19 protein-coding genes are annotated in these 26,426 nt (G+C 39.0%); 9 read left to right on the top strand and 10 right to left on the bottom strand.

All coding sequences use genetic code 11. From position 1 onward, the window contains the following. The first annotated feature begins 227 nt into the window (after positions 1-227). The 3 genes from V9G42_14370 (at position 228) to V9G42_14360 (ending at position 3,223) form a co-directional block, all read left to right on the top strand. Complete coding sequence (locus V9G42_14370) at positions 228-506, top strand: co-chaperone GroES (protein MEI2760611.1); 279 nt, start codon at positions 228-230, stop codon at positions 504-506. 51 nt (positions 507-557) lie between these two features. Then, a complete protein-coding gene (gene groL, locus V9G42_14365; protein MEI2760610.1) occupies positions 558-2,189 on the top strand; it encodes a chaperonin GroEL in 1,632 nt (543 codons plus the stop codon). A 119-nt stretch (positions 2,190-2,308) separates the two neighbouring features. Continuing rightward, positions 2,309-3,223 (top strand): T9SS type A sorting domain-containing protein, encoded by a 915-nt coding sequence (locus tag V9G42_14360; protein ID MEI2760609.1) that lies wholly within the window; start codon positions 2,309-2,311, stop codon positions 3,221-3,223. A 561-nt stretch (positions 3,224-3,784) separates the two neighbouring features. Here the strand turns inward: V9G42_14360 and V9G42_14355 are convergent. The 6 genes from V9G42_14355 to V9G42_14330 all read right to left on the bottom strand — a co-directional run bounded on the left by V9G42_14355 (position 3,785) and on the right by V9G42_14330 (position 9,650). After that, positions 3,785-5,476: a PQQ-binding-like beta-propeller repeat protein gene (locus tag V9G42_14355; GenBank protein MEI2760608.1), complete on the bottom strand. Its 1,692-nt coding sequence runs from the start codon at positions 5,474-5,476 to the stop codon at positions 3,785-3,787. Between the two features lie 31 nt (positions 5,477-5,507). After that, positions 5,508-7,019, bottom strand: coding sequence for a hypothetical protein (locus V9G42_14350; protein ID MEI2760607.1), 1,512 nt, complete (start codon positions 7,017-7,019; stop codon positions 5,508-5,510). Between the two features lie 221 nt (positions 7,020-7,240). Beyond that, positions 7,241-7,588, bottom strand: a complete 348-nt coding sequence (locus tag V9G42_14345; protein MEI2760606.1) for a hypothetical protein — start codon at positions 7,586-7,588, stop codon at positions 7,241-7,243. 15 nt (positions 7,589-7,603) lie between these two features. Then, positions 7,604-8,029 (bottom strand): type II 3-dehydroquinate dehydratase, encoded by a 426-nt coding sequence (gene aroQ / locus V9G42_14340; GenBank protein MEI2760605.1) that lies wholly within the window; start codon positions 8,027-8,029, stop codon positions 7,604-7,606. Between the two features lie 10 nt (positions 8,030-8,039). After that, complete coding sequence (locus V9G42_14335) at positions 8,040-8,621, bottom strand: 7-carboxy-7-deazaguanine synthase QueE (GenBank protein ID MEI2760604.1); 582 nt, start codon at positions 8,619-8,621, stop codon at positions 8,040-8,042. An 81-nt stretch (positions 8,622-8,702) separates the two neighbouring features. Continuing rightward, entirely contained in the window at positions 8,703-9,650 is a 948-nt protein-coding gene (locus V9G42_14330; protein MEI2760603.1) for an arginase, read from the bottom strand. A gap of 80 nt (positions 9,651-9,730) precedes the next feature. Here V9G42_14330 and V9G42_14325 point away from each other — a divergent pair, with 80 nt between their 5' ends. The 6 genes from V9G42_14325 (at position 9,731) to V9G42_14300 (ending at position 19,833) form a co-directional block, all read left to right on the top strand. Further along, complete coding sequence (locus tag V9G42_14325; GenBank protein ID MEI2760602.1) at positions 9,731-11,125, top strand: arginine decarboxylase; 1,395 nt, start codon at positions 9,731-9,733, stop codon at positions 11,123-11,125. A gap of 167 nt (positions 11,126-11,292) precedes the next feature. Continuing rightward, positions 11,293-16,755: a PKD domain-containing protein gene (locus tag V9G42_14320; GenBank protein ID MEI2760601.1), complete on the top strand. Its 5,463-nt coding sequence runs from the start codon at positions 11,293-11,295 to the stop codon at positions 16,753-16,755. A gap of 103 nt (positions 16,756-16,858) precedes the next feature. Next, on the top strand, positions 16,859-18,559 hold the full coding sequence (locus tag V9G42_14315) for a T9SS type A sorting domain-containing protein (GenBank protein MEI2760600.1): 1,701 nt from the start codon (positions 16,859-16,861) through the stop codon (positions 18,557-18,559). 319 nt (positions 18,560-18,878) lie between these two features. Continuing rightward, positions 18,879-19,310: a hypothetical protein gene (locus V9G42_14310; GenBank protein MEI2760599.1), complete on the top strand. Its 432-nt coding sequence runs from the start codon at positions 18,879-18,881 to the stop codon at positions 19,308-19,310. After that, a complete protein-coding gene (locus tag V9G42_14305) occupies positions 19,295-19,651 on the top strand; it encodes a type II toxin-antitoxin system PemK/MazF family toxin (protein ID MEI2760598.1) in 357 nt (118 codons plus the stop codon). The genes V9G42_14310 and V9G42_14305 overlap by 16 nt, the downstream gene beginning before the upstream one ends. 38 nt (positions 19,652-19,689) lie before the next feature. Then, positions 19,690-19,833 (top strand): hypothetical protein, encoded by a 144-nt coding sequence (locus V9G42_14300; protein MEI2760597.1) that lies wholly within the window; start codon positions 19,690-19,692, stop codon positions 19,831-19,833. A 58-nt stretch (positions 19,834-19,891) separates the two neighbouring features. Here V9G42_14300 and V9G42_14295 read toward each other — a convergent pair whose 3' ends face one another. From V9G42_14295 to V9G42_14280, 4 genes are all read right to left on the bottom strand, one after another. Continuing rightward, positions 19,892-20,416 carry a DUF255 domain-containing protein gene (locus tag V9G42_14295; GenBank protein MEI2760596.1) on the bottom strand — a complete coding sequence of 175 codons (525 nt, stop codon included), beginning with the start codon at positions 20,414-20,416 and terminating at the stop codon, positions 19,892-19,894. Between the two features lie 21 nt (positions 20,417-20,437). After that, positions 20,438-22,501 carry an oligopeptide transporter, OPT family gene (locus tag V9G42_14290; GenBank protein MEI2760595.1) on the bottom strand — a complete coding sequence of 688 codons (2,064 nt, stop codon included), beginning with the start codon at positions 22,499-22,501 and terminating at the stop codon, positions 20,438-20,440. 68 nt (positions 22,502-22,569) lie between these two features. Then, positions 22,570-23,970: an MFS transporter gene (locus V9G42_14285; GenBank protein ID MEI2760594.1), complete on the bottom strand. Its 1,401-nt coding sequence runs from the start codon at positions 23,968-23,970 to the stop codon at positions 22,570-22,572. A 94-nt stretch (positions 23,971-24,064) separates the two neighbouring features. After that, a complete protein-coding gene (locus V9G42_14280) occupies positions 24,065-26,422 on the bottom strand; it encodes an MMPL family transporter (protein ID MEI2760593.1) in 2,358 nt (785 codons plus the stop codon). Positions 26,423-26,426 lie beyond the last annotated feature (4 nt).

Raw genomic sequence — 26,426 nt, 5'->3', positions numbered from 1 at the left:
ATGCACAACCTGCACAGCAACCTGCTACACAGCCAGCAAAATAATCTTGTCAGTTAATAACTTTTAAAGGTGCCATAATGCTGAAATTATGACACCTTTATTATTTAAGCCGAGGGCATAAATTGCAAATCTGTCAGTAAAATAGTCATGGCACAGAAACTGATAATGGGCAAATTGAAATTAATTATAAAGTATAAAAGTCAAACAATTTAAATCACATTATTACTATGAGTAAAATTAATTTAACACCACTGGCAGATCGCGTTATTGTAGAAGTGGCTGCTGCAGAAGAAAAAACAGCAAGTGGAATTATTATTCCTGACACGGCAAAAGAAAAACCACAAAAAGGTAAAGTAGTAGCTGTTGGTGGCGGCAAGAAAGATGAGCCAATGACAGTAAAAGTTGGCGACAGCGTATTGTATGGAAAATATGCAGGAACAGAAATATCTGTTGAAGGCAAAGAATACCTTATCATGCGTGAATCAGACATCTTCGCAATTGTTTAAAAGCTTAAGAAAACAAAAAAATAAATAAACAACTTAAATAAAATACGTAAAATGGCAAAAGAAATCACATTTAACCTTGATGCACGCGATGCCCTGAAAAAAGGTGTTGATGCATTGGCAAATGCAGTAAAAGTAACTTTAGGACCAAAAGGCCGAAATGTTATTATTGATAAAAAATTCGGTTCACCAACAATTACCAAAGATGGTGTTACCGTGGCAAAAGAAATTGAGCTTACCAACAGTATTGAGAACATGGGTGCTCAGATGTTGAAAGAAGTAGCGTCAAAAACTGCTGACATTGCAGGTGACGGTACAACAACAGCTACAGTGCTTGCCCAATCAATTGTAAACACAGGTTTAAAAAACGTTACTGCCGGTGCAAATCCAATGGATTTAAAACGCGGTATTGATAAAGCTGTTGAAGCTGTAATTGCATCATTAAAGAAAATGAGCAAAGAAGTTGGTGACGACAATAAGAAGATTGAGCAGGTTGCTACAATTTCTGCAAACAACGACAGCGAAATCGGAAAGCTAATTGCTGAAGCAATGGCGAAAGTAAAAAGAGAAGGTGTTATTACTGTTGAAGAAGCAAAAGGAACAGAAACTACAGTTGAGATTGTTGAAGGTATGCAGTTTGACAGAGGATATATCTCTCCATATTTTGTTACCAATGCCGATAAAATGCAGGCAGTTTTAGAAAGCCCATACATTTTATTGTACGACAAAAAAGTATCTAACATGAAAGAATTACTTCCTATTTTAGAGAAAGTAGTTCAGACAGGAAAGCCATTATTGATTATTGCAGAAGATGTAGATGGCGAAGCTTTGGCTACATTGGTAGTAAATAAAATCCGTGGCTCTTTGAAAATTGTTGCTGTGAAATCTCCTGGTTTTGGCGATCGCAGAAAAGCAATGATGGAAGATATTGCAATCCTTACTGGCGGTACATTAATAGCTGAAGAGCAAGGATTCAAGTTAGAAAATGCTGACCTTTCATATTTAGGTACCTGCGAAAAAATCACAATTGACAAAGACAACACAACAATCGTTGGCGGTGCAGGAAAAAAAGCTGACATCACTGCGCGTGTTAATCAGATTAAAGCACAGATAGAAACAACTACCTCTGACTATGACAAAGAAAAACTTCAGGAGCGTTTAGCAAAATTAGCAGGTGGTGTTGCCGTTCTGTATGTTGGTGCAGCTACTGAAGTTGAAATGAAAGAAAAGAAAGACCGTGTTGACGATGCATTGCATGCCACACGTGCAGCAGTTGAAGAAGGTATTGTTGCCGGTGGTGGTGTAGCATACATTCGTGCTATTACAGCCTTAGATAAACTTAAAGGTGATAACGATGATGAAACAACTGGAATTGCCATTATCAAACGTGCGCTTGAAGAGCCATTACGTCAGATTGTGAGCAATGCCGGAATTGAAGGAAGTATTGTAGTACAAAAGGTAAAAGAAGGCAAAGACGACTTTGGTTACAATGCACGCTCAGACAAATATGAAAACATGCATACTGCCGGTGTAATAGATCCTACTAAAGTAACACGTGTTGCTCTGGAAAATGCAGCTTCTGTTGCCGGAATGTTACTCACAACAGAGTGTGTACTTGCCGACATTAAAGAAGACAAACCTGCTATGCCTGCTATGCCGGGCGGAATGGGCGGAATGGATTATTAATATCAAAATGAACTTTGAAAATTAAGAATTCAAACATTCTCTAAAAACAAAAATCCCGGTGCATGTCTGTACCGGGATTTTTGCTTTTTTATCTTATATTTGTTTCAAATTTATAAATTATGAAAAAAAGTTTACTCGGACTCCTCTCATGTTTATTTGTAAATGCAAATATTCATGCACAAAGCAACACCACCAACATTGATGAAATAAATGCTAATCTAAAAAGCACTGAAATTGTTTATACCCAAAAAAATCAGGCAATTGTTAATCAGTCAAAAATTACAAGTGCTTTACCGGGATGTGATTCTATAACAACTACCTATTCCTCTAATAATGGTCTTGCCGGAGCCATGTTTGATGTTATTGCAGACAGTAATTTAGTAATCAATGGAATCTACACCAACCTGTCTGTAGCATCGGGTGTTTTTGAAATATATTACAAATATGGTTCAAGGGTTTTCTACCTGCAAGACCCTACAGCCTGGACACTTTTAGGAAGCGCCAGTGTAGTTAGCGCAGGTATAGACATGCCTACCTTTATTCCGATTGCTATGAATATTACCATGAATGCTGGTGACACTGTTGCATTTTATGTAACCAACACCAACGGTGGTTCAAGCGGATTAAAATACACTAATGGTGTTGGCTCCGGAACCTTGTATATTGATAATGGTGCATTGAAAATATTTGAGGGTAATGGCATCACCTATCCATTCAACAGCCTGTTTGCTGACCGTGTATGGAATGGAACAATAAACTATTGTACAAACACTACAGGAATAAATAATCTGAAGAATAACAACATTACTATTTATCCAAACCCGGCAAGCGATTATTTAAAGTTTACTTTCGAGAACAATAATCTAAAAACATTAATCATTAAATCTTTGGATGGCAAAAAAATGTTTGACGCCATTAATATCAATACTTCAGATTATATTTTTAAAAGAAACGGACTTGCTAAAGGCATTTATTTTTATCAGATATATTCAAATGACATTGAGGTTGCAAAAGGCAAATTCATACTCAACTAAGATTGCCATTTAATAAGCCGGCAGAAAAAACAGTTCATTATTAACGCTGGTAATTGTTTCTTTAATATACTTTTATGAAAGTGCGCTCTAATATGGAAGGTGCAAGTAGTTCAACACTGCTAGTTTGATTTATTATTCTTTTTAGAATATCAACACGGTAGAGCTAAGCACTGAGTGCTGTAGAGCCGAATTTAGATAATTGTTGAATGATTTTTTCCTGTTGTATTGTTATTTCGTTAAAAGCAGTAAAAGCATTTTCTTGCTAGGTGATTATTTTAACAAATGGTGCCAAATCTTTGTTGAGTTGAGCAATTGTTTGTTTAATAATTTGGCATCGTTGAAAGGTTTGTTTTGAAAGTTTACATTCTCCAAAAATTATATCCGTTGACAGCTTCCGAACTTTCAAACCATCCAACATGATTTATACTTTAAGATGAAAACTTTACCTACAGGTTTTATGACAGCCATACTTTTCATACAACATAAACAAACGGTAATTCATTAATAAAAAAGTCCTGACTTTGATGGCCAGGACTTTTATCAAAATGATTCTTTATTTTGTTATTCGGCAGATACTTTCAATATTTTCTTTCCTTCAAACACATAAATGCTTTTTCCGTCTAAGGAAACGATTGATTTTGAATTTTTACGTGAGTCGAAAAATTTTGCTTTACCGGAATTGGCATCTATAGAAAAATAATCTCCTTTCTCTGTATCAAAGAAAATATTTTCTCCGAAAATTCCAGAAAACTCTCCTTTTTTAGTTTTTACGGCCCACACCTTTGCACCCGTGGCAATGTTATGAGAAGAAACTCCCTTCTCCCCTAATACAATCACATTGTCTTTACTTACATTGTCACCTAACTCTGCAGGATTAACAATTTTTTCTGCCAACCCAATATCATCATCGCCTAATGCAATTTCATAGGCCTCTTTGCCTGTTTTATAATCTAAAGAGTACAATGCCTTACCGCTTGAAACAACAATATTTTTACCGCTTGGGAAAATATTTGTAATTCCTTTTCTAAAGCGTTCAGAGTCCCATGATTTTGTACCATCATTAGTACTAAAAGCCTGCACTTCGTAAGGTTTAACATTTTGATATTTTATCGTTCTGAAATATTGTGTCCATTGTACATAGCCATTACCATAAGTTTGCTTTGATATTGCTTGCACTTCAACTGCACCTCCAATTTGTAAAATAATTTTATCATCAATTTTATATAAACCCGGAATAACTCTGGCATCTTTTATTTCGGGTGATGTCCAAATGAGTTTGCCTGAGTTGACTTCATACTTTTTTAAATATTGACTTTTTCTGCTTTTTACATCTAAAATGTAAACATACTCACCGTCATATAATGGCTGTGCAATGGCTTCATATACACCAAATCTTACAACTTGTCCATAAACTTTAGGCCTTACTAATTCTCTTGCAAAAGTTACATCGTAAGCTGCTGCCCAAATTGGACTTCCTGTTTTATATTCATAAACCTGCAAGCCATTCAATTGTAAAAACAACTTATCGCCTCTTAAAAATATTTTGGCAACCGATTCGCGGGTAACGATTTTTCTCTCTACGATTCCAACAAAAGTTTGCTCCCATAAAACATCACCGTTTTTGGCATTGATTTTTAAAATCTGATTTCTGAATCCTTTAAACATTGCCTGCCATGCGTTTCTGGGCATGCTAATGATAACAATTGCATTTTCCTGCTCATCATAAAAGTATTTTCCAACAGGTGTGCTAAATTTAACAGTTGACCATAGTTCTTCTCCGGTTCTGGCCTTTACCATCGTTAAATTTGTTTTGGTTACAATGGCATATGCATTCAATTCTGCAATGTAAATAACCTCATCCGGGTCGTCAATACCTTGATATTTATTGGTGCTCCAAAGCTTTGTTCCTGTTTCCATATCAACCACTACCATTTGGTCTTTACCTGCTTTTTTGTCAAATAAAAACACTGCGTTTGATTCGTACATTGGAATTTGCAAATCTACTTTTCCAATTTGCTCATCAATTTCTTTAAACTTTTTACTCCATTTTACTTTACCGTCAACAGTAGAGACCATGGTAAACATTTTTTCATTACTACCATGTACAATTGCCTTTTCTTCGCTTAAGCCGGTTTCAGTAAAAGGATGTGTGGCTTCTATTTCCCACGTGGTTTTCATTTCATCGTATTTTTGAGCATAGCTCATCACACTTGCTAAACCTATTGTAAGGCCAGTTAAAATTAGATTTTTCATTTTTTATTGTTTGTTTGAATTATTTAATTGGTTATATGTTATTTTCAATATTAAAGGTGTATCTGAATTTTAACCGCTGATTTGGTGAAACAACAATGTCTTTAAATTTATATTTCAACAACAAATCCTTTAGAGCATTTTGTTTTGGGATATCGGTTTTGTCATCCGATTCTGCAAAAATGGTAACTATCTGCCCTTTTTTCTGCACGGTTAAATCAAATAAGTATATTCCGGTTATGTTTAGTTTTATTATGTTTTTCGCTAAATCACTCCCCGGATTTTCTAAATCCGTATTCAACTGATTAATTGCTAATGATTGCAAGGAGTCGTTATCTTGCCCTTCAATATAATCAGTATATTCTTTTAGGGTTTCATAATTCCATTCTATAAGCTTTGTGCCATTTGATAAGTAGGCTACGGGTTTTGTTTTATTAAAAGAAAAATATATCGGAAATAGATTTGAACTTCCTCTTCGGCCTTGGTAACGGTATTGTCCAACTTTGTTTTTATGGTTGCTATTGTCTATTAATACAAGTTTACGTTTCCACCCAATAAACCCATCATTATCAGAATATCCGAAAACATTATCGTAAGTGCCAAACTTATAATCTGCATCAGGCTCTGCTGTTGCATGATAAATTTCCTTAACCAGAGAACCATTACCGGCATCTAAAACCTGTATGTTTGTTTGTCTTCGATTATCAGCAGCAGCCATTGATATGCCATTTAAAGCACCCGTTCCAATTCGTTCAGCAACCACATTGTGCGATAGTAAGTAGGTCTGTTTATCATCTTTGCTGAATTTTATGGAATAAACAACATCTATTTCTTCTTTTGAATTATAGAGTTTCTTTAAATCCGGATAGCTGTAAAAACTAATTAGTCTTTTGTTCTTTCTGGCTGTTTTTAGTTCACTTTTATTCTTTCCAATAGATTCAACTTCTTTAAAAGCAGCTTTATCGGGGTCAAAAGAAAGTGCAATTAATTTGCTATCATGGCTAATGGCAGCCATTTCACAATCTTCAACTTTTAGCTGAGCAATCACTTTGTTTGCTAAAAAATCTTTAACCACTATACCATCATTTGATGAAAGTAAAATTTGTGTGCTATTGTTTAAAAACTGCACAGAGTTTACATTGTCCCCTTCAGAAATCACTTTCCCATCTGTGCTATTCAAAATATAATATTTAACATCCTTTACTTTTCTGGATGTAATTGCTGTTTTAAGTGCAGAAGATTCTTGCAATAAAATATACTTATCGTCTTCGCTAAATTGTGGCTTACCGCCATTTTTTAATCCATTAAGATTTAAATTTTTCCAAACAGGGCTAACACTTGTTTTCGTTTCTACATCGCTTACATTAATTAAAAAAACACGTCCCTGTGATGCGGTTAATACTATTTTATCAGAGGCATGATTGGTCGCAACTCCTAAAATAGGATAATTACAATCGTTGATTGTTATAGCTCGTGTGCCGGCAGGTTGTGCAAAGGCTGTTGTTACAAAAAATAGACTTAAGAATACGTATTGTAAAGATTTCATAAGTTAAAAAATAATACTAATTTCCTTTTTGTATTGTATATAGTTGACCTCAATTTTGTCATTCACTATTACGACAAATCCTAAATTATGTTTCATAACAAAAACAAAAAACCCACGGCTCAAACACATCTGTAAGAGGTCGGATTTCAATCTTTTCACAAAAAAAATCTACACGTTATTTTGGGTCGTTGAGAAAGAATAACCTTTTAACATTAAGGCCTTCAAACTTGCCGATAGTTATTTCTGAACATAATTTTTATAAACGTCCTTTCAAGTATGGCTTGCGCAAGTGCTTGCTGATTATCCTGTTTATTTAAAACTTTCTTTAATGTCTTTTCAGGGATATCAACTCTATAAAGCCACGCATTTAAATTTGAAGACCCCGTTTTTGCCAACTGAAAAATGATTGCTTCTAACTGCATCACAATTTCCTGATAAGCAGAAAAGGTATCACCACTCCATTCTACAACTAAACCACAAGGCAATAAATCTTTGTTTAATTGCAAAACTGTTTGTTTAATTAAGTCACGTTGCTGAAAATTCTGATTTGAAAGTTGCTCCCTTTCCATCCTACTCTCCTTAAGTCAGGAGTTTAATAATGCAATCAATGCAAGACGGTAAGAATTCATTCCAAAGCCCGTAATTACACCTTGGCAATTTGCAGCAAGAAGGCTTTTATGTCTGTGCTCTTCGCGTGAATAAATATTTGAAATATGCACTTCAACCACCGGTGACGGTATTGCCGCAATTGCATCTGCAATGGCTACACTGGTATGCGTATATCCTCCGGCATTTATAATAATGCCATCAGATTTGAAACCTTCGTTATGCAAAAGGTTAATAATTTCTCCTTCAACATTGCTCTGAAATATCTCAATACTATGTTGTGGGTATTCTAGTTTCAACTTCAATACAAAGTCATCAAAGGTCTGATGTCCATAAATTTCAGGCTCACGCCTGCCAAGGAGATTCAGATTCGGGCCGTTGATGATTACAATTCTTTTTGCCATAAAATGTCTGTTAGGGTATGTTCAGATATTTATGAGTCTGCAAAGAAATTGACCATTGCGGGTTTCTTTTAACATAATCAATTATACCCGGCATCACTCTGTCGAATCTACTGTATTCAGGCTGCAAGAAGAGTTTTGCTGTATCTGAAACCTTACTTGCATTTTCTTCTGCCCATTCAAAATCGGACTCATTAAAAACCACCACCTTCAGTTCACTTGCTTTTTGCAAAACAGAATCCATCGGGGGTTTAAATTTTTTGGGTGAAACACATATCCAGTCAAAGTTCCCATATAAAGGATATGCTCCGGAAGTTTCAAGCCACACTTTGTAGCCTTTCGCAGATAATGCGTTGGTTAGCGTGGTTAAATTATATGCAGCAGGTTCTCCACCTGTAATTACAACATTTGGAGTTTTACTCTCTGCCACATCTTTCAACAGGTCATTAACAGCAATAAGATTTGATGCTGATGCCTCCCACGAATCTTTAACATCGCACCAAACACAACCAAGATCACAACCGGCAAGTCTGATAAAAAAAGCAGGCTTTCCTGTATGATATCCTTCGCCCTGAATGGTATAAAATTTTTCCATTAAAGGATAATACCCTTCCGGTATTTTGGTGAGAATATTTTTTTTAAAATTAGCAGTCACGGGTGTTTGCATTGAAAATTATCAATGATTAATTTGATTGACCACACGCTGCAAAATCTCAAAAGCATTTTCAGCCATCAGATTTTCTTTATCAAGTGTTGGATTGACTTCGCAAATTTCGAAGCAACAAACTTTTTCATTTTGCACCAACCTTACACAAAGCTTTCCTGCATCACGTTCAGAAATTCCATTGCGTACCGGAGTACCTGTGCCTTTAGAAATAGAACTATCCATGCTATCCACATCAAATGAAACATAAATATGTGTACAATGTGACAGATGCGCCAATGCATTACGCACTATTTTCTCCACTGCAATACGCTTTACTTCAGCAGCAGAAATCATCTTTACATTGTGCTTCTTCAAAAGATAAGCTTCCTGAGGTTCAATATCTCTTACAGCAATATAGACTATATCTTTATAGGTAATCTTAGGCGACATTCCTCCTATCTTCTTCATCTTTGTCCAAAGGTCAACAGTCTCTTTATCGGGTTTGTTGATTTTGTGTGCAAGATTATCTTCACCTAGATTTGCGGCCATAGGCATGCCATGAACATTTCCTGTGGGCGTTGTATAAGGAGAGTGAATATCGGCATGAGCATCAATCCAGATTACCCCCAACTTGGACTTTGGATAAGTCATTTTTATCCCGGCAACTGTGCCACCTGCAGTACTATGATCACCGGCCAAAACAATAGGAAAATCTTTATTTTTTAATGTTTCTGAAACGGCCTTTGCCACACGCTCATAAATGGCCACAATACCTTTTATTCGTTTAGCATAAGGTGTAGCTGCTGTTTCGAAAAGCATCTGGTTTTCTGTCTTGATTTCTACACTTTCTATCCTGTTGAAAAGTGAGCTGCCATAGTCTAAGGCTGCTATTTTTATTGCATCAACCCCAAGGCTTGCGCCTCTGGTACCGGCTCCAATTTCTGACTTTACTTCAATAAATTTTATTTTGCTTGCCATAATTTTTTTAACATCGTTATTTTTTATTCAGGTAATATATAAATTCGCAAGGCACAAAAATAAGCCTTTGGCATTGCTAAATGAAGAACCGATACATTGACCTGATTCAACAAAGCTACGACTTTCCACAAGAAGGTTTTGAAGTTATTGACAACTCACTCCATTTTAATGGTATAAACCTGATGGATGTGATAAAACAATATGGTACACCTTTAAAAATAACCTACCTGCCAAAAATAAGCTCACAGATACAAAAAGCCAAAAGGCTTTTTAAAGTAGCTATGGCTAAGGTTGACTATAAAGGAAGCTATTACTACTGTTATTGCACCAAAAGTTCGCATTTTCAGTTTGTGATGGAAGAAGCTTTAAAGAATGACATCCATATTGAAACCAGTTCAGCATTCGATATTCCAATTATCAGGTCACTCTACGAGTCGCAGAAAATAAACAAAGACATCTATATTCTTTGCAATGGATTTAAACGCGAAGGTTACATTCAGGGTATAGTTGATTTGATTAAAGACGGTTTTACCAATGTGATTCCGATTTTGGACAATGTAAATGAATTGCAGGAATATGAGAAGGCTATGCCGGGTAAAAAATTTAAAATAGGTATCCGTATAGCTTCAGAAGAAGAGCCCAATGCAGAGTTTTATACTTCCAGATTGGGAATCAGATCACGCGACATTATGGATTTTTACAAAAACACCATTCGTAAAAACCCCAATGTAGAGTTGAAATTACTCCATTTCTTTATCAATACAGGAATACGTGATACAGCATATTATTGGAACGAATTGCAACGAAACATCAGTTTTTATGCAGACCTAAAAAAAATATGTCCGGATTTGACGGCATTAGACATTGGTGGTGGATTTCCGATTAAAACAAAATTAGAGTTCAACTTCGACTATCAATATATGGCTGATGAGATAGTGATGCAGATAAAGTCTGCATGTGATCAACGCAAAGTTCCGGTGCCACATTTGTTTACAGAGTTTGGCAGTTTTACCGTTGGTGAGAGTGGTGCCATATTGTATTCGGTTACAGGTGTAAAACAACAGAACGATAAAGAATTGTGGTATATGATAGACAGCAGCTTTATCACCACCCTACCCGACACCTGGGGTATCAAACAAAAGTTTATCATGCTTGCCATCAATCACTGGGACAAAGAACAACAGCGTGTAAACCTGGGAGGCATTACTTGTGACGGTGAAGATTACTACATTATGGAGTCTGTCAAGAACAGGGTTTTTATGCCACAATCAACAGCTGATGACCCATTGTATCTGGGCTTTTTTCATACCGGTGCCTATCAGGATTCACTTGGTGGTTATGGTGGAATACAGCATTGCCTGTTGCCTGCACCCAAGCATGTGCTGATTGATAAAACAGAAGAAGGCGAACTGAGTATGTGGCTTTTTGCCAAAGAGCAAAGCTCCAAGTCAATGATGAAAATATTAGGGTACTAAACTCTTAACGGTAAACCTCACAAAGGTTAAATTATATTTTATTTAAACTATTTTTCTTTCTTTCGTAGTTTCACCTTGACACAGGCACGAAAAAAATAGTTGATAAATATTTTTTGTTTTTTAATTTTATTGCCTATACCTTTACCGTCAGGTAAAAAGCATTAGCCATGAAAAACAACCTTGTTACCAATTTACGAAACAGACTCATAGCAGTTTTGTTTCTTTGTTTTTACGGCACGTTATTGCATGGCCAAAACTGTAATTTTCCTGCGCCTGTTATTACCACAGACTTTACCTCGCAGTGCATATTGTATGATGATAAACACGACCCCATCCCCGACCCAAACCTTTGTTGGAAGGTTTGCGAAAATGGCCAAGTGGGTTATCATATCCAGCCTGTTACCGGTCACACCTACGTTTGGACTGTGGGGGGGGGGGGCATCCTTAGTGGGCAAGGCACAACCGATATTGAAGTACAATGGAATGTTGCCGGCAGTGGAGTAGTTCAGGTTACACAGACCGATGCTACAGGATGCAGTATCAGTGTTGAACATTGTATCACTATTATTCCTACGCCAGAAGCATTTTTTACTACTCAACCATTTAACGACAGTCAAACCAATCAGGTATTACAGGTTTGCAGTGGAACAACAGTTCATTTTTTAGGTCATGTCAAACAAGCATCAGTACAATCGCCAATAGCCAGTTGGTATTGGGATTTTGGCGACCCTGCCAGTGGAAATGATAACACCTCTACCGACCAAGACGATAATCACATTTTTACATTACCTGGGTCTTATCAGGTACAATTGACCATTACCAATCAATGTGGTTGTACGGCTACTGCTTACATGATAATAGAAGTAACACCGGATGAGGCAGTAGAAATACAATGTCCTACTCCAGTATGCGAAGGTGCTTCTGACACCTACAGTGTAAATGTACAATGCCCTCCACAGCAGGGTGGTCAGTATTTATGGACAATTTCACCACCGAGTGCCGGTGTTATTACCAGCAATACACCCTACGGCAATACTATTACCGTTCATTGGTTGGATGGCAGCAATGGTCCGGGAATCGTATCTTTTACAGGAGTAAATTGCCTCACTAATTGCAATGCAGTTGCCAGTATGATTGTACCAATTATCAGTAGCAATGCCAATATACAAGGCTCATCGCTTATATGTACTGATAATTTAGTTGCACAGTATAGTGTGCCTGCAATGCCGGGCAGTCTTTTCAGTTGGTCAATAACAGGAGGCACTTTTGTTTCGGGTCAAAACACCAATAGTGTTATTGTTAAGTGGGCCGATTGCACTACTCCGCCATGTGCAGGTAGTATTGGGGTAACCTATGTAAACTCTTTCTTCGAATGTCCGGATGGCAACAGTATCATGAATATAACTATTAAACCACCCGTGACAGTGACAGGAGATCAAACCATTTGCTCCGGTGCAGTGGCTACATACAGTATTAATGCAACTCAGCAATTTGAATGGACACTGCTTGATAATACAGGCAGTGTAATCTACGGTCCTTTAGTACAATCTGCTCCTTTTATTATTCCGGCTAATATTACCGGCACCCTATCACCCGGCAGTTATACAGTACAGGTAAATGATTTTTCAGGAAATTATTGCACGCCAACAGTAAATTATTCCATAACCGTTAACCCTACACCACCATCACCCACAGCCCTCTCTGGCGAAATGAAACCTTGTGCCGGTGCCTCCTACCTTTATACCTGCACACCATTTAACCCCACCAATGTCCTTAACTGGACGGTGACAGGCGGCACACCTGCCACCGGCAATGGTAGCACGTTATCCATATCATGGGGTACCACAATGCCCTATACAATCTCCGTTACAGAGTATGACCCCAATACCGGTTGTGTTTCGTTACCCATAAATTTATCGCCTGTAAAAAAAGTTTTTATCATGCCCGATGTCTGTGCTTTAACAGAAGATATTGCAGGAACAGCCGTACCACTGTCGCTGGACTGTACCTCCCCTACACCCGTGGGCAAATCCTGCCTCAACACCCACAAAACCTATAAAATTGCCAATTGGAGCAGTTATAACATTGACCTGTACGAAATAAGTATCCTCCCTTCGGATATTGGTTCTGTGGTGAGTGCTACAGTAAATGCTAATGATGAAATGGTTTTAGAAATACAGTGGAACAACACCCTGCAATTGAATACCATCATTAAGTTTGACACCTATACTTGTGGCGGTATTAACCCCTATTTTACCTTTAGATTAGATGTAAAAGGAGGGGCGCCATTCACTATCACAGGGCCCAACCCTGCCTGCGACAATGTGCCGGCCACTTTTAACATTACCCCACAGCCCGCAGCAGGAACCTATAACTATGCCAACTATACCTGGAACTGGGGTGATTTTGTTGGCAGTTCCGGTCAAAATTTTCCATACGACCCAGCAGGCATCATTCACGTTTACAGCATTGATGGCTCCGGCATCAGCACCTTCCCAATCACCGTAACACTCGATGTGGATGGCTGCCTTTCTTCGGCAAGTAGTGCCGTTACGGTAAACCCCGGGCCGGGAGCTTATATTGGATCTTCGTTGTTTTGCTTGAGTACGGTACCCATCACCTTAACGGCACTGCCTGCAGGGCAAAACAGCTACCAATGGTCAACAGGGGCTACTACGCCAAGCATCACTATCAATGCTGCGGCAAACTATACTGTTACCATTACCGGTGCCAATGGCTGCGTGGACATGGCATCAATAGCAGTACCCGATTGCCCTGTTGCTTGTCCTGATTTGATTGGCTACACCATACAATTTAATACTCCGGTGTTTAATACAGCCTGTGGGTCGGTTACCATTGGTGGCACTATTAGCGGAGGCCCCATTACCGGTTATGTTATAGATTGGGGCGACAACACTACACCACTTATTGTTACCACCACCAATACATCCTTCAGTAATATAACGCATACCTACGAATACCAAGGCAATTACAATATCTGTGTAACAGTGTATAATACTATCAATGGTGTGGTGCATTGCTACAGTGATTGTGTATCGTTAAACATACCGGTTAAGGCATATATTTATTCCCATATATCTTGCCCTTCGGCAGCAACACCCGGTGCCTATAATTTTACTTTCAATGCCAGTGTCTTCAGTACAAACCCCATAAACAGCTACCAATGGTTGTTTGATGGTGGCAACATAGGCAACGGCCCCATCAGCAATACTATTCCGGTAAGCCCCACCGGCAATCATACCGTTAGTGTTACCGTAACTACTTCCTCGGGCTACACCTGCACCCAAAATAACACCCTCAACCAGTTGTTGATACCCACACCTCCCGGTGCTGCCTTTACCATTGCCCCCAATCCGCCTTTTTGCGAAAAACAAACAGTGGTTAATTTTAATTTCACCGGCTCTGTTACTCAGGTACATCATGCCCTGTGGGATTTTGGTGACGGTGCCTCCTATGCTCCGCTTTTCCCGACTAGCGTGCAACACATTGATGCGCAAAGGGTGTATGATGCTTTTTCAATTCCTACATATCATGTAGAACTAAAAGTCTATGATAACTACGGTTGTTATTATACCGATGATGATTATGTTTCTGTTTATGAGAATAGATTAAATGGCTTTCCAATACCACCATTAAACAGTTTTTGTCCGGGTGCTTCTAAAACTTTAGGATATTATCCTGATGTATTGCAGGGTGGAGGTAATTCTATTATTCCTACTGATTATTTATGGAGTACCGGTGCTGTTACACCTACGCTACCGGTGCATTCTACAGGGCAGTATTACATTACCGTTTTTGATGCTGCCAGCGGCTGCAAATATGTATCACCCAGATTTGCCGATGTGTCGGTATATAATGTGCCCAACCTGATAGTCAGAGGCAAGAGTGACTATTGCCAGGGCGAAGCGGTGTTTTTTGACGGCTACAGCGGCAATGGCAGCTATGAATGGCAGCCACTGCCCGGTGGATTAATGCTTGCCCCACCCAGCACCAACCTTCAGGCCTCAGCCATTCACATAGCACCTCCGGCCACAGGCACCTACACCGTTACCCTGATGCTGACTACGGCTGACGGCTGCAGCACCTTGGTGTCTAAAACATTTAACGTACTTGACCCTCCGACTGTGCCTTTAGTAGCGGTGCAGCCCACACCCGGCTGCGAAAACAATGCCGTAACCCTTACGGCAACTAACTGGGCTGCAACCTTAGTACTGAACTGGAGTCAGGGCGGCAATACCAACCCCATAACGGTGCCTAACACCGGCAATTACAATGCAATATTTACCGACCCTGCATCTGGCTGCACCAGCCAAAGCGCCATTGTTAGGGTTAATGCCAACCCTGATATAAGCTGGCTCGTCAGCGGATGTCTGGATCGCTGCGACAATGACCAAAACCACATTGTCATACCCGGTAGCTATGGCATATCCTACGCCCGCTGGACATGGATAATTAACTCGCAATACCTGAATGCTCCTTATTCCGGTTATGCAAGCCCTGTGGGCGATCTGGACATTAACAATGCGCTGGCCGGTGGTGGCACCTTAGCACCGGGCTCCTACATTGTGCAGTTGGAATTGGTGAGCGACATGGGGTGCAAAATAACTACCGACCCTATTTATGTTACTGTTCGTACCTGCCCATGTAAGATAACCGAGGTGCGCGAAGACTGGTACCAATGCTTAGGCACAGACTTAAACGGGCAGTCGTTTTACCACTTTCAGTTTACCGTGCATTTCAACAACCTGATACCTACGGGCACTTTTACGCTGGCACCCAACCCACCGGGAGGCAATACCAACATCACCCCATGGACCTACCAGGTAAATGGCAACGATGTGATGATTGAGGGTATTTTGGGCTTTTATCAAATAGACGATATATTACCTTGCTTTACCCTTACCTACACCGACCCTGACCCATCATTGAGCTGCACCTACACCTTTTGTGTGAAGCCTCCGGACTGCCCTACCCCAAAATGCGGATGGGAGATGGAAATGGACGAAATCTACTGCATCAACCTTGATGCCAATGGCAATCAGACCTATGCCGTTAACCTTAATGTGAGTCTGCCACCGGGCAACTGGAGTGCCATGTACAGCCTTAGCAGCGGCACCCTCACAGGCTTTCCTGCAAGCATCACCGGAGGCGGCATCACTGCCTTGCAAGGAATCTTTACCGATTTGCCACCCACCAATGGACAGATGTGCCTGTATGTTAATTTCTATGATGTGATGACCGGTGACTATTGCTTTGTTTATAAATGCTTTAATTTACCTGATTGCAATGGTGGTGGCACCGGCAACACGCGCCTGACAGCAGCACTCAAGGAGCAACATGCTGATGAGCCGCAGCTTACCATCATGCCCAATCCGGCAAGTAGCCAAGCCTTGGTGCAGTTTGTTTTGCCTGCTGCATCAGGCAAAGACCTAAACAGTGTATTGACATTGACCAATGCCCGTGGTGCAGTCATCAACATCAGGCACATAATGGCAAACACCGGCTTTGTCAGGTACAATACGTCCATGCTTCCGGAAGGAATGTATTACCTTACAATAAGCACTGACGGCAAAACCGTACTGACACAAAAGTTCAGTGTTATTAAATAGTAGCTTAACTCCTTATGCCGCTGCATTAGGGCAGCGGCTAAAAGGAGTACACCAACCAATAGTGTAAAAAAAATATAATGGTCATTTTAAAAAACAATTTATCATGAAAAAAGCAATTTTATTACTCAGTATATATTTTTTTGCTACAGGGCTGCTGAATGTATCGCAGGCACAAAGTTTTCAATGGCTGACACGCATGGGCGGGCCAGACTCTGACCTCAACTTTGACCCCGATGAATGGGTACGTGATATTGAGGTAGATGCCGATGGCAACGTTTATGCCTGCGGACGCATACGCTCCATAGCCAATTTTGGCGGTGTGCCTGTTACTACTTATGGAGGCTATGATATGTTTTTATGCAAGTATGATTGTCATGGTAACCTTGTGTGGGTTAAAACTGCTGGAGGTTTAGACGAAGATGATGCTGGCGATCTAGTATTAGATAATATAGGGCATATTTACTTAACAGGAAGAATTTCATCTACACCTAACCGGCCCTGCACTTTTTTTGATACTACCTTTACTGATGTTCATATAGATATGTTTCTTGCTAAATTTGATACAAGTGGCAATTACTTATGGATTAAAGCAGCAGGTACGGCTGCCATTAGCGGTGGGTCAAGAGGTTTCAAGGTATTATTAGATAGCAATGGGCAACCGGTAGTTTCATTTGGTTCAAGCCCTGGATTATTATTCCCCGGCTGGAACACCACTGAGCCCAATACAGCACCCTATATTTCAAGGTTTGATACATCAGGCATTATGCAATCAATATTTACCTTTAGTACTAATTATTCTGTGGGCGCATATTGTGTTACTATGGATTCGCAGGACAATTATATACTCAACAGTTATTTTACCGAAGATTCGGTTTTGGTAGGTAACCAAACTATTTATAATCCCAAACCGGGCAGCTATCAAGCCCTTGTGTTTAAATTTTCAAATTCCGGTATTTTTGATTGGTCGTATATGTTTACCGATACAACCATAGGTCTTAACGGCTCACTTGCATTTGATTGTAGAATAGACGCAAACGATAATATTTTTGTAACCGGACTTGCTTACATAGGCCTTAAGTGTGGCAATTTTGTATTCACAGATCCTATTGCCCCTTCTGGTGCAAGCCCTTTCCTAATTAAACTGTCGCCCTTGGGACAACCTGTATGGGCAACACAAGTGTATGTTGGTTACTCAGGCAAAATTGATAGCGCCATGCCCGACAATTTAACCATAGCAAAAGAATATAGGGGTCTTGCTATAGTGGGAAATGATACGTTGCAGGATTCGTGGGTTGGAGCTGGTAACGATGATGCATTTATAGCCCGTTTTGATAGTAACGGAAATGCTTTAAATGCTGTGAGATTAACCAACGCAGGTGCCACCGAAATAAACGCAGCAACAAAAGATAATTTAAACAATATTTACATTGCAGGTTCATTTAGTAACATATTAACTGCAGGAACACACAGTGTGCAAAGTGCAGGAGGCCATTCCGATGGTTTTATTGCCAAGTATGGCTACAACTGCACAACGGGCATGAGTCCGGATTTAACTGCAGCAACGGTAGCAGGCATCAGTGTGTGGCCAAACCCTGTTGCCAAAGGTGAGGCAGTAACCTTTGCTACGGCAATAACCAATGGCAGTTATTCTGTCATCAATATGATGGGCTTGGAGGTAGCCATAGGTACGTTTCAAAAAGGTAAAGGCACCATAAGCACTCAAGCGCTGGCAGCAGGTGTCTATACCGTAGTGATACAAGGCCAGTCAAACACGGGCACAGCACGGTTAGTGGTGGTGGAGTAACAAAGTAAAAAAGTAATTAAAAAAAACAATTTATCATGAAAAAAGTAATCTTACTTTTACTTCTTATTTCTTCCTACGTAAGTTTATTCAATGTAACGCAGGCACAAAGTTTTCAATGGCTGGCACGCATGGGCGGGTTATGCAAATAGACACATTTAAGCAATTTATAAACGTTGGTGCTGGCAGATAGATTTTGGTTTCAAAAGCCTACCCACGGCAATGGCTGTAAACACTGCATAACCCGAACACTTATTGTTTAACGAACAGACTTTTCCTATTAAATCATTGACAGACCGCTATTAAATTGTATCTTTGCGACATGGTTTATAGCCTAACATTTACAACAAACATTTTAGAATCTCTTGGGGTTCTTTCAAGTTTCAATATCGCTGAAACTATTTGGGAGAAATATGAGAAGTTTGCCATTCCGAAGATTAAAGATTCTACAATCAAATTGCGTGGCTCTTTGTATTATCTCAAAGACTTGTCGCCAAACGAAGCATCTAAGGAGTTAAACTCAATTAGTCCCATAATTCCAGTGTTATCAAAACTCAGAACTGTCATTGAACCAATTGACAACAGAGAGTTCCGCGACTTCAAGATTGCAGCTTTGGATTTTTTTGAAACCGTTGACTTTTTATATTTTAATCTCCAAGACATAGCCGATGTTCATAGCTCTTATAACTTATCCAAGCCAGTATTAGCAACTGATTGGGGCAGCAACGAAGATGAACATTGGAACAACTATTAACAGCTATGGAATATAACCAAGGCGACATCATATTACTTCCGTATCCTTATACCGACCTTTCAATTACCAAGCAACGACCAGCGGTTATTATTTCAAAGGATTCCATTAATAAACAGAATTACATCGTTGCAAAAATCACTTCTGTAATCAGAGGAGATAAGTTTTCTTTTGCTATTGCACCAACAGACATTGACCGAGAACTGAAATATGAAAGTGAAGTTCGGACAAATGAAGTGTTTACTGTAAGCCCAACAATCATTATCAAAAAATTTGCTTCCTTCAAAAAGGAGCCCCTTAAACGCCTCACAGAGTGTGTGAAGGACAATATTTCTGTTGAGTAGCAATCTGAAAACATGATGGCAGTTATTCTGTCATCAATATGATGGGCTTGGAGGTAGCCTCGGGTAGGTTTCAAAAAGGTAAAGGCACACTAAGCACTCAAGCGCTGGCAGCAGGTGTCTATACTGTAGTGATTAGGGGCCTGTCAAACATGGGCACAGCACGGTTGGTGGTGGTGGAGTAACAAATTTGTTTAAATTAAAGTGACTTGCCGGCAAGACGCTAAAAATATTTCAAGATTACTACTTCGTAAACTCCTCAAACGTTTTTGTTTTGTAGGCATCTTTGGCAAAGTAATGCAAAAGAGGCATTAAAGTTTCAACAGACATATATCCTTGCTGTACTTTGATGGAAGCAAATTTCTCGTCCAGAAAAACATAAGACGGATAGCCCATTTGCCGGTTCAGTAAAGATATGGCCAGTTCATGGCTTTTATATTCCGGAACAAAAACAAATACCTGATCAAAGAAACGGATGGTGTCTTTACTTTCTGCATTAAACTTTACCGGATAAAAATTAGCATTGATATAGGCTGCAACAGAGTCGTCCATAAAAGTTGATGCATCCATTTTTTTGCACCACCCACACCAGTCGGTATAAACGTCAATAAAAAGTTTTTTTGGATTTTTTTGTGATGCAGCAACAGCGCTTTCAAAATCCATCCATTTAATTTTAGGTTCAATCTTTTCTTTTGAAGGCTGTGAGCAAGAAATATATCCTGTCAGTATAAATAAACTAAATACAACCCCTAATAATTTCTTTTTCATCTTAAATTGATTTAAAACTAATTATTCAATGTCTTTTTTTTCGGGTTTAATTGCAATTCGGTAAAGCACAATGGCCATAGCAATAAAAAAGACAGTTCCAAGCAATTGATAGCCGTTTTCGCCAATAACATTGGCAATATTGTGATGCATGTTTATTTTTTCGAGAGCTGCAAATATACCTTCATCAACTGAAAGAAGTGCTACTACTACTCCTGCCAAGGCTCCACCTGCAACCAAACCTGTTGCAAACAAATTTCCTTTGCCTAATTCATCATCACCTTCGGCTTTTTTATGTTTACGTTTTGCTCTCCAGTCAACAATACCTTTTACAACGCCACCTGCGTAAATGGGCAACGTGGTGCTTAAAGGAAGATAGGCGCCAACGGCAAAGGATAATGCATTGACTCCACAAAGCTCCATAGTGATAGCCACAAAAACGCCAACCAAAACAAACTGCCAGTCGAGGTTGTGGCTCAACAAACCTTTAATTAAAGTTGCCATTAAGGTAGCCTGAGGTGCAGCATACTTTTCGCCAATGGCATGTTGTATTCCCTGTGCTGTTAAATCGGCAGTAGGTGTGTCGAGATATTTTACGGTAAAGCCGATAACTACAGATGATACTATTGCCCCGATAAAAAGTGCCATTTGTTGATTGCGTGGTGTGGCACCCACAATATAACCGGTTTTTAAATCTTGCGAAGTTGCACCGGCATTGGCAGCGGCAATACAAACCAGCCCACCAACAACAAGAGCCATCGGTTCAAAAACCTTACCTGTCCAGCCGATAGCAATAAAAACTAAAGCAGTACCCATGATGGTGGCAATGGTCATTCCTGAGATAGGATTATTACTGCTACCAATGATACCGACAATGCGGCTTGAAACTGTTACAAAGAAAAAGCCAAACACAACTATTAGTAATCCGATGAGTAATTTATTGATAAAAGATTCACCGGGCACCTGTGGTAATAATGCCATAAGAATGATTAAAACAACTGAACCTACAATAACTGTTTTGAATGATAAATCATTTTCAGTCCTTGAAACTGTTTTGGCACCTTGTCCTTCTTTGAGAGAGCTCACACTTTCTTTAAAAGATGAAATAATGGTAGGTATTGTTTTGAGTAAGGTAATAAATCCACCGGCAGCCACAGCACCTGCACCTATCTGTCTTACATAGGCTCGATAAATGGCATCGGCCATATCGGTGAAAGTGTGAGTTTCAGGATTCCAACCACCGGGTCCACCTGCAGTAAGAACATCCTTTAAGTATCCTAATTTTACCAGTTGTGCAGCAATCAAATCAGTAGGAACTAAAGTTGCTAACAAAGGAATTAATCCAAGCCATGCCAACACACCACCAGCTACTAACATCCCTCCTATTCTGGGTCCGATGATATAGCCTACACCAAGATATTCCGGAGTGATTTCTCCACTTACAGTAGCAGAGGGTAAATACTTATTGGTTTGTTTGGTCACAAAGGCCGGCACTTCAGCTATGACATGAAACACCTTTTGAAAGATGGCATACAGCATGGCAAAACCTAACCCTAAATAAGCTGTTCGCGCAAAGTCTCCACCTTTCTCACCTGCTATCAAAACCTGTGCACAGGCAGTGCCTTCAGGATAAGGTAATGTGGCATGTTCTTTTACGATGAGGCTTCTTCGTAGCGGAATCATCATTAGCGTACCCAACATTCCACCTAAAACAGCTAAAGTAAAGATGGTCCAATATTCAAAATATTGCATGCCATTGCTGATTCCACTTTCGTTTACTGATAAAAACAAGAATGCAGGCAATGTAAAAACCACACCTGAGGCAATAGATTCACCGGCAGAGCCTGTGGTCTGAATAATATTATTCTCAAGAATGGTTGTCTTAAAAAACTTACGACCAATACTTATAGCGAGTACAGCAATTGGAATAGATGCAGAGACAGTCAACCCTGCTTTTAAAGCCAGATAAACTGTTGATGCACCGAATATAATTCCAAACATGGCGCCAAGAAGAATTGATTTGAGTGTAAACTCAGCCATTGAATCTGTAGCTGAGATATATGGCTTAAACTCTTTTTGTGGTTGCATAAATAAAAAGTGAGATGGCTAATGTAAAGGATATTTTAATTAGCCAAAATAAAAAAATGTTAAGGTCTTTATTGATTGGTATGAAATCCTTGTTTTTGTAAAATGGTTTCAACCTTTATGGCAAACCAAGCTAAGTATGCAAAGCAAAATACAGTAATCCAGTAGCTGGAGTGAATATCAGTTACATCAGCTAAATAACCTTGTAAAGGAGGAATTAATGCCCCTCCAAGAATCATCATAATCAGAAAAGCAGAGCCCTGTCCGGTAAACTTTCCTAGCCCTGTTATGCTTAAAGCGAAAATACAAGGCCATCCAATGCTACAACACAAACCACCACTGATGAAAGCAAACATGGCAACCTGTCCTTCGGTAAAAAGTCCGACTAACATAGCTAAAATACCTCCGGCAGAAAAAATAAACAACATGCGTGCAGGCTTTTCCTGAGCTAAGAAACTTCCGGCAATTAAAGCAGCAACACAAAGACTATAGGGCAACAGATTGGTAATTTCGTTGCCACGAAGGTAATTTGCCAAAAGAACAATGATATAAGCAACTATCGGTAAAACAATCATAAGTAGCTTTTTTGTTGATGGCTTAAAATTAAAAGCGCTTATGGCACCCGTCCAGCGACCAATCATGAGGCTGCCCCAATATAGAGAAATATAAGGCGATATTTGTGCCGTAGAAAGTCCACCGAACTGCGGCAATGCCAGAAGGGCACCCATATTACTTTGAATGGTTACTTCTACTCCAACATAAACAAATATTGCAAGCATGCCCCATCGCAGTTGAGAAAATTTTAATGCCCCTAGTCCGGGTTCAAACTTTTCTGTGCTGTGTACTTTAGGAAGTTTAGCAACAGCAAGCAACAATGCAGCCAGTAAAAAAACACCTGTCAGAATATAATAAACTGTGTCAACAGATTCTACCGTGGCGCTGGAAGCAGCTTCGGGACTAAGGTTGCCAAACAAGACTAAACTAACTAAGATTGGACCTAAAAGTGTTCCGAAAGAATTAATACCACCACCAAGGTTTAGTCTATGCGCACCGGTTTCGGCAGTGCCTAATGCTGTAACAAAAGGCTGTGCTGCGGTTTGCTGAAGAGAGAATCCTAAGGCAATGACAAAAAATGCTGATAAGATAAAACTAAAAGACCCCGAACCTACAGCAGGAATCATTAGCAAAGATCCTGCAACAGAAATCAACAATCCTGCTATGACTGCTTGTTTATATCCTAACTTGTTGAGAATATCAACCCGGAATAACTGTGAGCTAAACCACAATAATAGTGAGCCGATAAAATATGCTGCATAGAATGCTGTGTCTATTAACTGAGATTGAAATTGCGACAGGTTAAAGTGCGACTTACAAAATGGAATAAAAATACCATTTGACGCTGCCACAAAACCCCAAAAGAAAAATACTGTTATGATTGTTGCTAATGCACCTGCATTGGAAGATGATTTCATTTGATGTAGATTATTGAACCAAACATCAGCATAAAAAATTATTGCAATTTATAACAACCAGGAAGTTTTCCGCTAAAGCATGTTAACAAATGCCTCACTCCTCTTCATTGTCGTGAAGTTCAATGAGGGGTTCGCTTATTATTTCTTTGCGGCTTACCCATTTGTTGATTGAGAGTAAGAGCGAAGGCAATAAAATCAAATTAGTGATCATGGCAACTAACAAGGTGATTGAAATAAGCAATCCTAAGGCAGCAGTGCCTCCAAAATCGGAAGCAGCAAAAATACTAAACCCAAAAAACAGAATCACAGCAGTATAAATCATTGAAAAGCCTGTATCCATAATTGTAACAGAAATTGCATCACTAATGGATCTTTTATTTTGCTTTAATTCTTGCCTGTATTTTGACAGAAAATAAATGGTACCATCGCTGGATATACCAAAAGCTATACTAAAGATAAGGATTGTTGAAGGCTTAAAACGAATGTCAAAAAAGCCCATAATGCCGGCTGTAATAACCAAAGGAATCAAGCACGGCAACTTGCTGAGTAAAATAATTCCGATAGAACGAAACAATGCCATTCCAACAATAGTAATCAGCAGGATTTCAATTATCAGACTTTCATAAAGGTTGTAAAGCAGGTAGTCATTTCCTTTTAAAAACATCAGACTATGTCCCGTTAGTTTTACATGATATTGTGAACTATCAAAAATAGAATCAACCTTTGGTTGAATGTCGGCCAACAATGTTTTAATTTTCTTTGAACCTACATCTGCCATTTGCATACTGATGCGTGTGTACTGATGTGTTGAGTCAATAAATGACTTTAGTCTGTTCTCGTTTCCCTTAACTGTAGAAGTATAATCATTTAAACTTTTTAGTTCACTGATGCCGGGTAAAACATAATACTTAGGTTCTCCACCACGATAAGCCTGATAGCTGAATTTCAACGCTTCGGTTATTGATAATGCCTTGCTCAACTCAGGATAGTTTTCCAATTGCTTTTGCAAAGCTTTCATCTTATAAAGCACACGGCCATTATTATCAAAAACTCCATTTGGCTTTTTTGTGTCAATAAAAATCTCAAATGGCAATACTCCTTTAAAATTCTTTTCGAAAAAATGCATGTCGGTGTAAACAGGATTTTTTCGAGGTAAATCATCTACCACATATCCGGTGACATCAATTTTTGTCATACCGTAAATTGCTAATAGTGTTAACGATACTATTGCAACATAAATCTGTTTTCTTTTATGATGAACAATAAAATCAACCCATTCAAGAATTTTACGCATTCTTTTTCCTTCAAGATGTCGCATTTGCCTTACAGAAGGCGGTGGCAGAAAGCTCAGGATTATCGGAATAAAAATCAATGTTATAAAATAGGTTACCATAACATTGAGTGCTGCAATAGCACCAAACTGTGTAAGGAAAGAGCTATTTGTAAAAACCAACACTCCAAATCCAATAGCTGTGGTTATGTTGGCTAAAAAAAGCGAGATTCCCACAGTTGAAATCATTCGTGCTAATGCTTTAATTCTGTTGCCATGTCTTGCATATTCACTATGGTATTTGTTGATGAGGAAAATACAATTGGGCACACCGATAACCATTATCAGTGGTGGGATTAACGCAGTCAGAATGGTAATTTTATAGTTAAATAATTCAATACTTCCCATACTCCAAACCACACCAATAGCTACCACTAGAATCGAAAACACAACGGATGAGATGGTTCTGAAAAACATCCAAAGAATAAATGCAGTTATAACTACAGCCAGTATCAGGAATAACTTCAACTCATGCGAAACCTTCTCCATAACGGCAGTACGAATGTATGGCATGCCGGAATAATGCAATTTAATATTATGCAACCTACCGAAGGCATCTGCTTCTTTTTTAATTTCATTAACAATATCAATACGGTGTTTGCTGTCAAGATCCTTCTTGCGGAATGTAATTGCCATAACATTGGCATGAGTCTCATGATTCAAAATCAACCCATCATAAAACGGAAGTTGATAAATGCGATCACGAATACTGTCGATTTCTGATTGTCGTTGCGGCAAGGTTTTGACTAATCGTACAAAATCAAACTTTTGTAGCGAATCATTTCTGACAACATCATACAAATCACCAATAGAGAGCACATTTTGTATGCCATTCATTTTTCTGATTTTTTCTGACAACAGAAACCAGCTATTGAATTTTTCAATCTGAAATATAGTGCTGTCTGCAAAACCAATAACCATAACACTGCCATCTTCTCCGAACTTCTGTTTAAAATTTTCATATTCAACATAGGCCGGATCGGTTGCTGGCAAAACTCTGATAAACTCATACGACAATTTAATGTTCAATGCCTTATAGGCCATAAACACTGTAAGCAACAACAATATTACGATGAATGCAATACGGTTTCTTAAAATCTTATTCGCTAAAAATTTCCACATGAAC

The sequence above is a fragment of the Bacteroidia bacterium genome (assembly GCA_037045145.1).
Lineage (GTDB): Bacteria > Bacteroidota > Bacteroidia > AKYH767-A > OLB10 > OLB10.
Note: the sequence above shows the minus strand (reverse complement) of the source record. Positions and strands in the feature narration are given on the sequence as shown.

Bases quoted from the DNA above. Each gene is read 5' to 3' on its own strand.
- V9G42_14355 (MEI2760608.1), bottom strand. From the start codon at position 5,476: ATGAAAAATCTAATTTTAACTGGCCTTACAATAGGTTTAGCAAGTGTG.
- groL (MEI2760610.1), top strand. From the start codon at position 558: ATGGCAAAAGAAATCACATTTAACCTTGATGCACGCGATGCCCTGAAA.
- V9G42_14350 (MEI2760607.1), bottom strand. From the start codon at position 7,019: ATGAAATCTTTACAATACGTATTCTTAAGTCTATTTTTTGTAACAACA.
- V9G42_14310 (MEI2760599.1), top strand. From the start codon at position 18,879: ATGGTTTATAGCCTAACATTTACAACAAACATTTTAGAATCTCTTGGG.
- V9G42_14345 (MEI2760606.1), bottom strand. From the start codon at position 7,588: ATGGAAAGGGAGCAACTTTCAAATCAGAATTTTCAGCAACGTGACTTA.
- V9G42_14285 (MEI2760594.1), bottom strand. From the start codon at position 23,970: ATGAAATCATCTTCCAATGCAGGTGCATTAGCAACAATCATAACAGTA.
- aroQ (MEI2760605.1), bottom strand. From the start codon at position 8,029: ATGGCAAAAAGAATTGTAATCATCAACGGCCCGAATCTGAATCTCCTT.
- V9G42_14295 (MEI2760596.1), bottom strand. From the start codon at position 20,416: ATGAAAAAGAAATTATTAGGGGTTGTATTTAGTTTATTTATACTGACA.
- V9G42_14335 (MEI2760604.1), bottom strand. From the start codon at position 8,621: ATGGAAAAATTTTATACCATTCAGGGCGAAGGATATCATACAGGAAAG.
- V9G42_14330 (MEI2760603.1), bottom strand. From the start codon at position 9,650: ATGGCAAGCAAAATAAAATTTATTGAAGTAAAGTCAGAAATTGGAGCC.
- V9G42_14370 (MEI2760611.1), top strand. From the start codon at position 228: ATGAGTAAAATTAATTTAACACCACTGGCAGATCGCGTTATTGTAGAA.
- V9G42_14315 (MEI2760600.1), top strand. From the start codon at position 16,859: ATGAAAAAAGCAATTTTATTACTCAGTATATATTTTTTTGCTACAGGG.
- V9G42_14290 (MEI2760595.1), bottom strand. From the start codon at position 22,501: ATGCAACCACAAAAAGAGTTTAAGCCATATATCTCAGCTACAGATTCA.
- V9G42_14360 (MEI2760609.1), top strand. From the start codon at position 2,309: ATGAAAAAAAGTTTACTCGGACTCCTCTCATGTTTATTTGTAAATGCA.
- V9G42_14300 (MEI2760597.1), top strand. From the start codon at position 19,690: ATGATGGGCTTGGAGGTAGCCTCGGGTAGGTTTCAAAAAGGTAAAGGC.
- V9G42_14320 (MEI2760601.1), top strand. From the start codon at position 11,293: ATGAAAAACAACCTTGTTACCAATTTACGAAACAGACTCATAGCAGTT.
- V9G42_14325 (MEI2760602.1), top strand. From the start codon at position 9,731: ATGAAGAACCGATACATTGACCTGATTCAACAAAGCTACGACTTTCCA.
- V9G42_14280 (MEI2760593.1), bottom strand. From the start codon at position 26,422: ATGTGGAAATTTTTAGCGAATAAGATTTTAAGAAACCGTATTGCATTC.